The organism is Ottowia sp. SB7-C50 (assembly GCF_033110285.1).
Classification (GTDB): domain Bacteria; phylum Pseudomonadota; class Gammaproteobacteria; order Burkholderiales; family Burkholderiaceae_C; genus Ottowia.
Genome location: NZ_CP136995.1, coordinates 2,898,796 through 2,911,592 on the forward strand (window position 1 = coordinate 2,898,796; position 12,797 = coordinate 2,911,592).

15 protein-coding genes are annotated in these 12,797 nt (G+C 68.4%); 9 read left to right on the forward strand and 6 right to left on the reverse strand.

Annotated features, from left to right (window positions below; genetic code table 11):
• Positions 1-4: 4 nt before the first annotated feature.
• The 3 genes from secB to R0D99_RS13870 form a co-directional block, all read right to left on the reverse strand.
• On the reverse strand, positions 5-457 hold the full coding sequence (gene secB / locus R0D99_RS13860; RefSeq protein ID WP_317748748.1) for a protein-export chaperone SecB: 453 nt from the start codon (positions 455-457) through the stop codon (positions 5-7).
• A gap of 81 nt (positions 458-538) precedes the next feature.
• The gene (gene grxC / locus R0D99_RS13865) at positions 539-805 is read right to left on the reverse strand and encodes a glutaredoxin 3 (protein WP_317748749.1); all 267 of its coding nucleotides are present in this window, start codon (positions 803-805) and stop codon (positions 539-541) included.
• A 6-nt stretch (positions 806-811) separates the two neighbouring features.
• Positions 812-1,219: a rhodanese-like domain-containing protein gene (locus tag R0D99_RS13870; RefSeq protein ID WP_317748750.1), complete on the reverse strand. Its 408-nt coding sequence runs from the start codon at positions 1,217-1,219 to the stop codon at positions 812-814.
• 144 nt (positions 1,220-1,363) lie between these two features.
• Here R0D99_RS13870 and gpmA point away from each other — a divergent pair, with 144 nt between their 5' ends.
• The 4 genes from gpmA (at position 1,364) to R0D99_RS13890 (ending at position 5,064) form a co-directional block, all read left to right on the forward strand.
• Positions 1,364-2,095, forward strand: a complete 732-nt coding sequence (gene gpmA / locus R0D99_RS13875; RefSeq protein ID WP_317748751.1) for a 2,3-diphosphoglycerate-dependent phosphoglycerate mutase — start codon at positions 1,364-1,366, stop codon at positions 2,093-2,095.
• A 118-nt stretch (positions 2,096-2,213) separates the two neighbouring features.
• The gene (locus R0D99_RS13880; RefSeq protein WP_317748752.1) at positions 2,214-3,647 is read left to right on the forward strand and encodes a S41 family peptidase; all 1,434 of its coding nucleotides are present in this window, start codon (positions 2,214-2,216) and stop codon (positions 3,645-3,647) included.
• A 129-nt stretch (positions 3,648-3,776) separates the two neighbouring features.
• Positions 3,777-4,535 carry a HesA/MoeB/ThiF family protein gene (locus tag R0D99_RS13885; RefSeq protein ID WP_317748753.1) on the forward strand — a complete coding sequence of 253 codons (759 nt, stop codon included), beginning with the start codon at positions 3,777-3,779 and terminating at the stop codon, positions 4,533-4,535.
• A gap of 139 nt (positions 4,536-4,674) precedes the next feature.
• Positions 4,675-5,064 (forward strand): response regulator, encoded by a 390-nt coding sequence (locus R0D99_RS13890; protein ID WP_317748754.1) that lies wholly within the window; start codon positions 4,675-4,677, stop codon positions 5,062-5,064.
• 92 nt (positions 5,065-5,156) lie between these two features.
• Here R0D99_RS13890 and R0D99_RS13895 read toward each other — a convergent pair whose 3' ends face one another.
• Positions 5,157-5,789 carry a response regulator transcription factor gene (locus R0D99_RS13895; RefSeq protein ID WP_317748755.1) on the reverse strand — a complete coding sequence of 211 codons (633 nt, stop codon included), beginning with the start codon at positions 5,787-5,789 and terminating at the stop codon, positions 5,157-5,159.
• Between the two features lie 71 nt (positions 5,790-5,860).
• On the opposite strand from R0D99_RS13895, the gene R0D99_RS13900 reads away from it, so the two are divergent.
• Positions 5,861-7,339, forward strand: a complete 1,479-nt coding sequence (locus R0D99_RS13900) for a CHASE3 domain-containing protein (protein ID WP_317748756.1) — start codon at positions 5,861-5,863, stop codon at positions 7,337-7,339.
• Positions 7,340-7,454: 115 nt separating this feature from the next.
• Positions 7,455-7,832: a glycine zipper domain-containing protein gene (locus tag R0D99_RS13905; RefSeq protein WP_317748757.1), complete on the forward strand. Its 378-nt coding sequence runs from the start codon at positions 7,455-7,457 to the stop codon at positions 7,830-7,832.
• 129 nt (positions 7,833-7,961) lie between these two features.
• On the opposite strand, the gene R0D99_RS13910 is transcribed toward R0D99_RS13905, so the two are convergent.
• The gene (locus R0D99_RS13910; RefSeq protein ID WP_317748758.1) at positions 7,962-8,465 is read right to left on the reverse strand and encodes a MarR family transcriptional regulator; all 504 of its coding nucleotides are present in this window, start codon (positions 8,463-8,465) and stop codon (positions 7,962-7,964) included.
• 94 nt (positions 8,466-8,559) lie between these two features.
• Here R0D99_RS13910 and R0D99_RS13915 point away from each other — a divergent pair, with 94 nt between their 5' ends.
• The 3 genes from R0D99_RS13915 (at position 8,560) to R0D99_RS13925 (ending at position 11,984) form a co-directional block, all read left to right on the forward strand.
• Positions 8,560-9,513 (forward strand): Bug family tripartite tricarboxylate transporter substrate binding protein, encoded by a 954-nt coding sequence (locus R0D99_RS13915; protein ID WP_317748759.1) that lies wholly within the window; start codon positions 8,560-8,562, stop codon positions 9,511-9,513.
• 105 nt (positions 9,514-9,618) lie between these two features.
• Positions 9,619-10,590, forward strand: a complete 972-nt coding sequence (locus R0D99_RS13920; protein WP_317748760.1) for a tripartite tricarboxylate transporter substrate binding protein — start codon at positions 9,619-9,621, stop codon at positions 10,588-10,590.
• A gap of 56 nt (positions 10,591-10,646) precedes the next feature.
• The gene (locus R0D99_RS13925; protein WP_317748761.1) at positions 10,647-11,984 is read left to right on the forward strand and encodes a sulfatase; all 1,338 of its coding nucleotides are present in this window, start codon (positions 10,647-10,649) and stop codon (positions 11,982-11,984) included.
• Between the two features lie 177 nt (positions 11,985-12,161).
• On the opposite strand, the gene R0D99_RS13930 is transcribed toward R0D99_RS13925, so the two are convergent.
• Complete coding sequence (locus tag R0D99_RS13930) at positions 12,162-12,761, reverse strand: DUF4124 domain-containing protein (protein ID WP_317748762.1); 600 nt, start codon at positions 12,759-12,761, stop codon at positions 12,162-12,164.
• Between the last annotated feature and the right edge of the window lie 36 nt (positions 12,762-12,797).

Here is a 12,797-nt window from a genome sequence, read left to right on the forward strand (position 1 = left end):
CCGCTTACTGCGTGATGATGGGCGATTCGCCCTGCTGCGCCGCGGTCTGCTGCTCGTACATCGACTGGAAGTTGATCTCGGCCAGATGCACGGGCGGGAAGCCGGCGCGCTGGATCAGGTCGGCCACGTTGCCGCGCAGGTAGGGGTAGACGATCTGCGGGCAGGCCACGCCGATCACGCCGCCCATCTGGTCGTCCGGCACGTTGCGGATTTCGAAGATGCCGGCCTGCTTGCATTCGACCAGGAACACCGTCTTGTCCTTGATCTTGGTCTGCACGGTGGCGGTGACGGTGATCTCGAACACGCCGTCGGCCACGTTCTCGGCGTTGACGCCCAGGTTGATCTCGACCGAAGGCTGCTCCTGCTCCAGCAGGATGGCAGGCGAATTGGGCTGTTCGAGCGACGCTTCCTTCAGGTAGACGCGCTGGATGTTGAACACGGGATCGGTATCGGCCATGTGAAATCTCGATTCAGGGAAAGGGTAGGAGACAGTCGATCGCACCGCGGCTGCGGTGCGTGCGCGTCGGCGGCAATTATCTCAGGCGGCCTGGCCCGCCAGCAGCGGGTCGAGCCCGCCGCGCTGGTCCAGCGCCACCAGGTCGTCGTGGCCGCCCACGTGCGTGTCGCCAATGAAGATCTGCGGCACGGTGCGGCGGCCGGTGATCTGCATCATGGTCTGGCGCTGCGCGGCGTCCAGGTCGACGCGGATCTCGTCGATCTGCTCGACGCCCTTGGCCTTGAGGATCTGCTTGGCGCGCACGCAGTACGGGCAGACGGCCGTGGAATACATCTTGACGGGTTGCATGGGTGTTCAGGCCTTTTCGATGGGCAGATTGGCTTCACGCCACGACTTCATGCCGCCCGACAGCGACTGGGCGTTTTCATAGCCCAGCTTGCGCGCCACCGCCACCGCGCGCGACGAACGCATGCCCGAGGCGCACACCAGCACCAGCGGCGTGGCCTTGTTCTTGACCGCGCCGGGCAGCTTGGCTTCCAGTTCGCCCAGCGGGATGCTCTTGGCGCCGACCACGTGGCCGGCCGCGTATTCGCCCGCGTCGCAGACGTCGATGACCACCGCCTTTTCGCGGTTGATGAGTTGCACCGCGCCGGCAGGCGTCAGCCCGCCCGTGGCGCCGCCCCGCACCATGGGGGCCAGCAGCATGCCGCCGGACACCAGCGCCACCAGGATCAACATCCAGTTCGCCAACAGAAAATTCACTTCACTCGTCCTTCGTACTTGATCGACAGACACCCACCGCGGGTGGGCGACATTCGCGGCGATTCTAAAATGGCTGGTTACGGCCCGCCCGCGGCCGGTCATTGCGCCCCCCCCCGGCGCGCCCTTGTCTCTGCCCATTTAGCCATGCACAAGCTTGTCCTGATCCGCCACGGTGAATCCACCTGGAACCTCGAAAACCGCTTCACCGGCTGGACCGACGTCGACCTGACCCCCACCGGCGTCGAGCAGGCCCGGCAGGCCGGCCGCCTGCTGAAGGAGGGCGGTTACGACTTCGACGTCGCCTACACCAGCGTGCTGACGCGCGCCATCCGCACCCTGCACCTGGCGCTGGACGAGATGGACCGCCTGTGGCTGCCCACCGTCAAGCACTGGCGCCTGAACGAACGCCACTACGGCGCCCTGCAGGGCCTGAACAAGGCCGACATGGCCAAGCAGTACGGCGACGAGCAGGTGCTGGTGTGGCGCCGCAGCTACGACACCCCGCCGCCCGCGCTGGAGCCGACCGACCCGCGCAGCGAGCGCGGCGACCCGCGCTACGCCAGGCTACAGCCGGGCGAAGTGCCGCTGACGGAGTGCCTGAAGGACACCGTGGCGCGCGTGCTGCCGTTCTGGAACGAATCGATGGCGCCCGCCATTTCGGCCGGCAAGCGGCTGGTGGTGGCCGCGCACGGCAACTCGATCCGCGCGCTGGTCAAGTACCTCGACAACATCTCCGACGCCGACATCGTGGGCCTGAACATCCCCAACGGCATTCCCCTGGTGTACGAACTGGACGGCAACCTCAAACCCATCCGCCACTACTACCTGGGCGACGCCGAAGCCGCCGCCGCGGTGGCCAGCCAGGGCAAGGCCTGAGCCGCACTGTCAACGGGGCGTAAACCCCGCCCCGCACGCGGAACTTCGCCCGTCGATCCGAGCCGAAAGCATTTGCCCCGGTTATATTGAGCGCAAGCTCTCCAGGATGTCCCACACCATGAGTCAGAAAACCAAGATTGCCGGCTGGATTGCCGTGGGCGCGCTCGCTGGCGCGCTGACCACGGTGTCGCTGCAGACCGTGGCGCGCGGCACGCTGGCGCCGCTGCCGCTGGAGGAACTGCAGCAGCTGGCCGCCGTGTTCGGCATGATCAAGTCCGACTACGTGGAGCCGGTGGACGAGAAGAAGCTGATCACCGACGCCATCTCGGGCATGGTGTCCAGCCTCGACCCGCATTCGCAGTACTTCGACAAGAAGAGCTTCAAGGAATTCCGCGAAGGCACCACCGGCCGCTTCGTGGGTGTCGGCATCGAGATCACGCAGGAAGACGGCGTGATCCGCGTGGTTTCGCCCATCGAGGGGTCGCCGGCCGACCGCGCGGGCTTGAAGCCGGGCGACCTGATCACCCGCATCGACGACACCGCCGTGCGCGGCCTGACGCTGAACGAGGCCGTCAAGCGCATGCGCGGCGAACCGGGCACCAAGGTGCTGCTGACCATCCTGCGCAAGGACGAGAACCGCACCTTCCCGGTCACCATCGTGCGCGAGGAAATCCGCACCCAGTCGGTCAAGAGCCGCGTCGTCGAACCTGGCTACGCCTGGCTGCGCCTGTCGCAGTTCCAGGAACGCACGCTGGACGACTTCGTCACCAAGATCGAGGACATCTACAAGCGCGAGCCCAACCTGAAGGGTCTGGTGCTCGACCTGCGCAACGACCCCGGCGGGCTGCTGGACGCGGCGGTGGCCGTGTCGGCCGCCTTCCTGCCCGAGGGCGTGACCGTGGTGTCGACCAACGGCCAGATCGAGGAAAGCAAGTCGGTCTACAAGGCGCGCCCCGAGGACTACATGCGCCGCCGCGGCGCCGACCCGCTCAAGCGCCTGCCCGCCGCCCTGAAGACGGTGCCGATGGTGGTGCTGGTCAACGAAGGCTCGGCCTCGGCCAGCGAAATCGTGGCCGGCGCGCTGCAGGACCACAAGCGCGCCACGGTCATGGGCAGCCAGACCTTCGGCAAGGGCTCGGTGCAGACGGTGCGCCCGCTCGGCCCCGACACGGCGCTGAAGATCACCACCGCGCTCTACTACACGCCCAGCGGCAAGACCATCCAGGCCAAGGGCATCGTGCCCGACATCATGGTCGACGACACCGCCGAGGGCAGCCCGTTCGCCGTGCTGCGCATGCGCGAGGCCGACCTGGAAAAGCACCTGACCGGTGCCCAGGAAGAAAAGAAAGGCCCGGCGTTCGACAAGGAGCGCGAGGCCGCCCTCAAGCGGCTAGAAGAAGAGTCGCGCAAGCCGGCCGCCCAGCGCCGCCCGCCCGAGTACGGCAGCGACAAGGACTTCCCGCTCATGCAGGCGCTGGCCAAGCTCAAGGGCCAGCCGGTCAAGGTCAGCCAGACGCTGGTCGAGCGTAAGGAAGAGCCCAAGACAGAATAAATGGCTCCCCCTGTGCCGCTGAGCGGCTTCCCCCGGAGGGGGACAACACCAGTGGCCGGCGCGGGTCCGGCCACGGTGTTCCCGGATGGCGCTGCGCCAGCAGACCAACAGGGGTGAATGGGTGACGACATGGATGACGGGCAACTGCTGCGCTATTCGCGCCACATCCTGCTGGACGACATCGGCGTCGAGGGGCAGGCCCGGCTGCTGGCGGCGCATGCGCTGATTGTGGGCGCCGGCGGGCTGGGCTCGCCGGTGGCGCTGTACCTGGCCAGCGCGGGCGTCGGCCGCCTGACCATCGTCGACGACGACACGGTCGACCTGACCAACCTGCAGCGCCAGATCATGCACACCGAGGCGCGCGTCGGCCAGGCCAAGACGGCGTCGGCGCAGGCGGCCGTGGCCGCCATCAACCCCGGCGTGGAGGTGCGCACCGTCAACCGGCGCGCCGACGAAGCGCTGCTGACCGAACTGGCCGCCGCCGCCGACCTGGTGCTGGACTGCACCGACAACTTCGCCACGCGCCAGGCGCTCAACCGCGCCTGCGTGGCCACCGGGCGGCCGCTGGTGTCGGGCGCGGCCATCGGCTTCGACGGGCAGGTGTCGGTCTACGACACGGCCCGGCCCGACTCACCCTGCTACGCCTGCGTCTTCCCGCCGTCGCAGACGGTGGAGGAAGTGCGCTGCGCCACCATGGGCGTGTTCGCGCCGCTGGTGGGCGTGATCGGCACGCTGCAGGCGGCCGAGGCGCTGAAGTGGCTGGCCGGCATCGGCCAGAGCCTGGCGGGCCGGCTGCTGATGCTGGATCTGCGCCGCACCGAGTGGACCGAGGTGCGGGTGGGCCGCCAGCCAGACTGCCCGGTGTGCGGGCACCGGCCGCGCGCGTAGGTCTTTTCCTACAAGAGGGCGCTGCGCACACTGGCACGGCACGGCCGGTGGCGCTCCTAGACTCGGTTCCATCGCTCTTGGCTTTACGTGGGGGGGCGATGCGGGGCAGTGAGACGCCCCCTCGTCGTCTATTCTTTCCATGTCCGGTCCTAATGTAGTGCGTGCCTATTTCGTTGAAGACAACCCGACCATCCGCGACAACCTGATTGCCACGCTGGAGGAATTGGGGGGCATCGCGCCCGTCGGGTTTGCCGAAACGGAAAACCAGGGCAGCGAGTGGCTCACCCACCATACCGCGCAATGGGATCTCGCGATCGTCGACCTGTTCCTGAAGCAAGGCAGCGGTCTGGGCGTGCTGCAGGCCTGCCGCGAGCGTAAGCCCGAGCAAAAGGTCGTCGTCCTCACCAACTACGCCACCCCGGACGTGCGGGTGCGCTGCCAGCAGTTGGGCGTGGACGCGGTGTTCGACAAATCCAACGAGATCGAAGCACTGATCGACTTCTGCCTCGACCTCAAGGGTTCGGCCTGACGCCCCTATACCGCCTTCGCCGCCCCGCGCCCATGAAAAAAGCCGCCCAAGGCGGCTTTTTTGTGCGGCGCTGCGCGCCGGGGCCTGACCGATCAATCGATCAGCTTGTTCTTCAGCGCGTAGTAGGTCAGGTCGCTGTTGGAGCTGAGCCCCATCTTTTCCATCAGGCGCGTGCGGTAGGTACTGACGGTCTTGACCGACAGCGACAGCGATTCGGCGATGTCGCCCGCCGTCTGCCCCTTGGCCAGCTTGAGGAACACCTGGAATTCGCGCTCGGACAGCTGCTCGTGCGGCGCCGCGTCGCTCTTGCGGCCCAGCTGCTGCGCCAGCAGCTCGGCCACCGTCGGCGTGATGTAGCGCTTGCCCAGCGCAATGGTGCGGATGGCCTCGACGATCTCCGCCGGGTCGCATTCCTTGTTGAGGTACCCGCTCGCCCCCTGGCGGATGAGGTTCATCGCGTAATGCTCTTCCGGATAGCCGGAGAGAATCAGGATGCCCACGTCCGGCGCCTTGGCGCGGATCATGGCCAGCGCGTCAATGCCGCTCTGGCCGGGCATCGACAGGTCCATCACCAGCACGTCCATCTCGGTGGTGCGCACCAGGTCGATGGCTTCGCGGCCACTGGCCGCTTCGCCCACGACGCGCAGATCCACATGTTCCGAGAAGAACTGCTTGAGTCCCGAACGCACGATGGCGTGGTCGTCCACAATACCGATTCTGATCACGGCGCGCCTTTTCAACTGAGTTGGCCACCACACCGCGTGGCGACACAGGCGTGATTCTAGTTGCCCCAGCCATGCCCGACGCCACGCTTCAACCCACCCCACCTCCGCCCAGCAGCCGCAAGCCCCTGTCGCTGCGCATGACGCTGATCGTTGCCGCGCTGTGCGCCATCGCCATCACGTGGCTGAACGAAGGCACCTACCACCGCACGACGCAGACGCTGGCCGAAATCCAGCAGGCCCACGCCGCGCGCAGCACCGTCAACACGCTGATGCGCCAGCTGGTCGAGGCCGAATCGAACCAGCGCGGCTTCATCCTGACCGGTGACCGCGCCTATCTGGACCCGTACAACGCCGCGCTGCAGGACATCGAGCGCCTGCTGCGCAAGCTGGACGACGACGCCCCCGACGTGCTGGGCGCCAACTCGGACGCCCTGTTCGCCTTCCGCAACCAGCTGTCGCAGAAGATCGGCGAAATGGCGCTGACCGTGCGGCTGCGCGAGGAAGACCGCCCTGAAGTGGTCAACTTCGTCGTCACCTCCAACGTCGGGCTGGAGCAGATGCGCCTGTTGCACCAGCATGGCGCCGCCTTGCTGGCCCTGGCGGACAAGGGTGTGACCAGCCGCCGCGCCGAGCTGTACCGCCTGCTGAACGTGTCGCGCTTTGGCCTGGCGGCGGGCGTGCTGGCCGCGTTCTTCGCCTTCTTCCTGTACGTCAACCAGACGCGCGCATTGCGCCAGTCCGACGTGCGCCGGAAGCAGCAGCTGGAGGCCGAGCGCGACGCGCTCGAATCGCAGGTGCGCGAACGCACGGCGCGGCTGACCGAGCTGGCCACCTACCTGCAGCAGGCCGTCGAGGACGAGCGTGCCCACCTGGCGCGCGAACTGCACGACGAACTGGGCGCGCTGCTGACGGCCGCCAAGCTGAACGTGGCGCGCATCAAGTCCAAGCTGCCGCCCGACGCCAGCGAACTGGCCGACCGCCTGAAGCACCTGACCGAAACGCTCAACCAGGGCATCGCGCTCAAGCGCCGCATCATCGAGGACCTGCGGCCGTCGTCGCTGTCCAACCTGGGGCTGGTGGCGTCGCTCGAAATCCTGACGCGCGAATTCGCCGACAGCTCGGGCGTCGAGGTCGAGATCGCGCTGGAACCGGTCGAGCTGGACCCGACCAGCGAGCTGACCATCTACCGCATGGTGCAGGAAGCGCTCACCAACATCGGCAAATACGCCAAGGCGCAGAAGGTGAGCGTGAGCCTGCGCAACTACGTCTACCACGCCGAGGTGTCGGTGCGCGACGACGGCATCGGGTTCGACCCGTCGAAGCTGCCGCAGGCCTCGCACGGGCTGGTGGGCATGCGGCACCGCATCGAAGCCAGCGGCGGCCGGCTCGACATCAATTCGCGGCCCGGCAGCGGATCGCGCATCACCGGCACCATCCCGCGCCGCGCCGCCAAGCCGCAGAACGAGCTGGCGGTGGCCGTCGGCGCCATGTCGTCCGATTCCTACACCACGCCCGCGCCCCCGCTGACAGCGCCGGACGCGGCGCACTGATGCCGCGGCCGCGCCGCTGGCTTATGCTTGCATCACGCTTTGCGCAGGGGCCATGGCCACCGCACACGAGCGCCCTCCGACCCATCAGCCCAGAGCCCCGAAAGGACCCTTGACCATGAACACCCATCAAACCATCGAGAAGATCGCCGACAGCGCACAGAACGCCACCGACAAGATGGCCGACAAGGCCGAGCGCTCGGTCGAATCCGCCCGCCTGTACGCCAACGAGGCGCTGGACAAGGCCGATTCGAAGGTGCGCAGCCTGCGCGACGACGTGCAGCCCACCATCGACGCCATCTCCTCGCGCGTGCAGGACATCGCTGCCCGCAGCAAGGCCGCCGCCGCCGACACGTCGGCCCAGGCCCGCGAGAAGTTCAGCGAGTACTCTGAAAAGACCAGCGCCTACGTCAGCGAGCAGCCGCTGAAGTCGATGGCCATCGCCGCCGCCGCCGGCGCGGCCCTGGCCATCCTGATGGGCCGCCGCCGCGGCTGATCGGCCACAGGCGCCGGCCCGCGGGTTGGCCGCCTGAATCGCTGAAACAGCCCCCACCCGCCCGCGCAAGCCGGCGGGTTTTTTGCGCCCTGATTGCTATGTTTTATGTAGCTATCAGGCCTTGTCAGTTCAGCGCACCGGGGCTTTTTGACGTGAAATCTGCGCCTCGTCCCGGCTGGCGATGCCTTCCGCCTGCGCGCGCAGGCGCTGCAGCAGCGCGTCCAGCGTCTGCACTTCCGTCTCGCTCAGCACGGCCAGCAGTTCGCGGTTGATGGCCGCCACGCGTGGCAGCAGCGCGTCGTACAGCGCGCGGCCGGCCGGCGTCAGGGTCAGTTGCACTTCGCGCCGGTCGCCGCGCCGCGGCGTGCGGCTCACCAGGCCCTTGCGCACCAGCGCGCCCACGGCCCGCGAGGTCTGCGCGCGGTCCAGCGCCGCGCGCTCGGCCAGCGCCGACGAGGCCAGGCCCTCGCCGCGCCCCAGTTGCGCCAGCATGCGCCATTCGCGCCGGGTGATGCCGAACTCGGCCTCGCACAGGCGCACCACCGGCCGCCGCGCCGCCGCGTGCACCTGCCACAGCTGGTACAGCAACATGTCGTCCAGCGTCCTGGGCTGGCTCAAACGGGATGACGGCATTCGGGTAAGTCCTGAGAATGGTTGATTTTGTCAATCGGGCAGGCCCGGCCTACAGTGCCCTTTTTGCGCCGCCGCGCGGCGAGGAGAGGGATCGATGCATCGTAGACACCTGTTGCTGGCGGCCGGACTGGCCTCGATGGCGGGCGGCGTCCGGGCGCAGGGCGACGCCCCGCTGCGCATTGTGGTGCCGTACGCGGCCGGCGGCTCCAGCGACCGCGCCGCGCGCCTGCTGGCCGAGAAGCTGGGCAGCAAGTTGGGCCACCCGGTGGTGGTCGAAAACCGCACCGGCGCCGGCGGCCGGCTGGCGGCGCAGCAGCTGAAAAACGCGCCGGCCAGCCAGAACGTGCTGCTGCTGGCCAACCCCGCCATCATGGTGGTGGCGCCGCTGGTGTTCAAGGACAACGGCTACGACCCCGACAAGGACTTCCAGCCCGTCTCGCACATTACCGACTACGAATTCGGCCTGGCGGTGGCGTCGGCCGTGCCGGTGAAGCAGCTGACGCACCTGCTGGCCTGGTTGCGCGCCAACCCGGCGCAGGCCAACTTCGGCGTGCCCGCCACGGGCAGCCTGCCGCACTTCTTTGCCCTGATGACCGGCCAGAAGGCCGCTGTGCCCGCGCAAGTGGTGGGTTACCGCGGCTCGGCGCCGCTGATCAGCGACCTGATCGGCGGGCAGATTCCGGTCGCCTTCGACACCTTCGACACGCTGCTGCCGCAGCACGAAGGCGGCAAGCTGCGCATCCTGGCCAGTTCGGGCGCGCGGCGCTCGTCCTTTGCGCCCGACATCCCGACGTACAAGGAATCGGGGCTTGACCTGGTCGCCACCGGCTGGAACGCGCTGTTCGCACCCGCCGCCATGCCGCGCGAGCAGGTGCGCCGCCTGTCCGCGGCCGTCCGCGACGTCATGGCCGACGCCGACACGCAGCGCCAGTTCGTCAGCGCCAAGATGACCCCCATTGCCAGCACGCCCGCGCAGACCGAGGCCATGCTGAAGGGCTACCGCGCGCAGTGGGCGCCGGTGGTGCGCCAGTCGGGGTATCAGCCTTGACCGCCTTGGCTCATCAAAATTCATAGCGTCTTGCGCTTGCTGGACAAGCGCTACAAGCTTTTTTGTAAGTCCACACCCGAACAGCGCACCCCCAGGAATCCACCCATGACCTCGCTCCCCACCTTGGCACGCCGCACGCTGGCTGCCGCCGCGCTCGGACTGCTGAGCACCGCCGCCAATGCGCAAGGCTTTCCCACCAAGCCCATCACCTTCGTCAACAGCTTCCCACCCGGCGGCCCGTCCGACATGATCGCGCGCTCGATTGCCGAGGTGCTGCAGCAACGCTTCAAGCAGCCCGTGGTGGTCGAGAACAAGCCCGGCGCCGCCGGCAACATCGGCACCGCGCAGGTGGCGCGCAGCGCGCCCGACGGGCACACGGTGCTGATCGGCATCGACACCACCTTCACCGTCAACCCGCACATCTACAAGGGCATGCCCTTCAAGCCGGCCGACTTCAAGCCGCTGATGGTGATGGCTTCGTCCGGCCTGCTGGTCGGCGCGCACCCGTCGACCGGCTTCAAGACCCTGGCCGACCTGGTGAACGCCGGCAAGACCAAGGGCGTGACCTTCAGCTCGGCCGGCTCGGGCAGCCCTGGCCACCTGGCGGCCGAGGTGTTTCATGAAGCCACCGGCATGAAGATCACCCACGTGCCGTACAAGGGCAACACGCCCGCCGTCACCGCCATCCTGAGCGGCGAAGTGAACGGCGGCGTGCTGGCCACGCCCGGCCTGCTGCCGCACGTGAAGGCCGGCAAGGTGACCGCGCTGGCCGTCACCAGCCGCCAGCGCAGCACGCTGGCGCCCGATGTGCCCACGGTGGCCGAAGCCGGCCACAAGGGGCTGGAGCAGGAAGTGCTCTACGTCGCCATGCTGCCCGCCGCCACGCCCGACGCCGTGGTGCAGACGCTGCAAAAAGCCTTCGCCGACGCGCTGGCCGAGCCGCAGGTCAAGCAGCGCCTGGCCAACCTGGACTTGTTCTACGAGGGCCTGACCGGCGCCGACGCGGCCAGGCGGCTGGCCGATCTGACCACGCGCTACGGCCGGGTGATCCAGGCCACGGGTATGAAGGTCGAGTGATTCAACTATATTTTTGATAGCTGCTTGCGCTTGCCAGACAAGCGCTGGAGGCCGAAATGACTCAAAAAACCCATCGCCCCAACTTCATCTTCATCGTCGCCGACGACCTGGGCTTTGCCGACCTGGGCTGTTACGGCGGGCGCGACGCCGACTTCGGGCCCGTGTCGCCCGTGCTCGACCGGCTGGCCGCGGCGGGCCTGAAGTTCACGCAGGGCTACAGCAATTCGCCGGTGTGCTCGCCCACCCGCTTCGGCCTGATGACGGCGCGCTACCAGTACCGTCTGCGCGGCGCGGCGGAAGAACCCATCAACAGCAAGAGCAAGGGCAGCAGCACGCTGGGCCTGCCGCCCGAGCACCCGACGCTGCCGTCGCTGCTGCAAGGCGCCGGCTACCGCACCGCGCTGATGGGCAAGTGGCACCTGGGCTATCCGCCCGCCTTCGGGCCGCTCAAATCGGGCTACGAGGAATTCTTTGGCCCCATGTCGGGCGGGGTCGACTACTTCACCCACTGCAGCAACAACGGCACGCACGACCTGTACCTGGGCGACGCCGAGCACCAGGCCGAGGGCTACCTCACCGACCTCATCACCGATCGGTCGGTGGACTACATCCAGCGCATGGCGGACGGTGCGCGGGGCGGCACGCCGTTTTTCCTGAGCGTGCACTACACCGCCCCACACTGGCCGTGGGAAACGCGCGACGACGCCGCGCTGGCGCAGGAGGTGAAGGACAACCTGTTCCACCTGCACGGCGGCAACATCCACACCTACCGCCGCATGATTCACCACATGGACGAGGGCATCGGCAAGCTGGTGGACACGCTGCGCGCCCAGGGCCTGCTGGACAACACGCTGATCGTCTTCACCAGCGACAACGGTGGCGAACGCTTCAGCGACAACTGGCCGCTGGTGGGTGGCAAGATGGACCTGACCGAAGGCGGCATCCGCGTGCCGTGGATTGCGCACTGGCCGGCGCGCATCGCGCCGGGCGGCGTCACCACGCAGGCCTGCATGACGATGGACTGGTCGGCCACCATGCTCGACGCCGCCGGCGTGGCCGCGCACCCCGACTACCCGCTGGACGGCGTGTCGCTGCTGCCGGTGCTGGGCGATGTCGCCAGGCGCTTTGAGCGCCCGCTGTTCTGGCGCATGAACCACCGCGGCCAGCGCGCGCACCGCGACGGCGACTGGAAATACCTGCGCGTGGACGGGCACGACTACCTGTTCAACATCCCGCAGGACGAACGCGAGCGCGCCAACCTGGCGCCGCGCGAGCCCGGCCGCCTGGCCGCCATGCGCCAGGCGTGGGAGCAGTGGAACGACACCATGCCCGCCATACCGGCCGACGCCACCATCAGCCTGGGCTACGGCGCCAAGGACATGCCGCAGCGCTGAGGCGGACGGCGCATTTCCCCGACCCTAGTCTCGGCACCTTGGCCTTTTCCAGGTGGAGAGGGGCTTACCGGTGTGTGGGCGGTTGATGAGATTCCATCAAAAACAATAGCGCTTCGCCCTCATCCACAAAGCGCTGCGACCTTGTTTGACCAGCAACGCCTTGCCCGGCGCCCCGCGTCAGCGCCCCATGAGCCCCTCGCGCGGCGCATCGACGCGCGGGCGCGGCGGCATCGGCGGCGCGGGCATGGCGAAGCCCGTGCCCCCGCCGCGGTGGGCATGAGGCTGCTCGGGCGACCAGGGGCGGCGCACCGGCCACGCCGGGGCCACAGGCTGCACCACCACGATGTCGGACGGCGGCTGCTGGCCGCAGGCCAGGGCCGCGTTGTAGCGGGCGGTGCGAATCTCTTCCGCCGACGCCGAGAAACTGGCGGCTCGAAAGCTGGCTTCGGCGCGCGCCCGGCGACAGGCGTCGGTGTCGGCGGGCGACGCGGGCGGGCGGTCCGCAGCGTCGCGGGCGAGCCGCGCGTCGCGCTGCTGCGCGCGTTCGGCCGCGCGGTCGAGGGCGCGCTCGCGCTCCCTCGCGCGCGCGGCGGCGGCGTTGGCGGCGTCCTGCTGCAATTCGGCCTCGGTGCGGCGGGGCACCACCACTTCGCCTCCCTTGCAGGGCTGGTCGGTGTAGAGGATCTTGCCGCTGGCCGGGTCCTGGCAGCGGATGGCCTGCGCACCCGCGAAGGCAGGCAGCAGCGCCAGGGCAAGCGTGAGGGCAATGCGGGTCATGGGCATCCTGGGGTGCGATGGGCGGGCCGAGGCCGA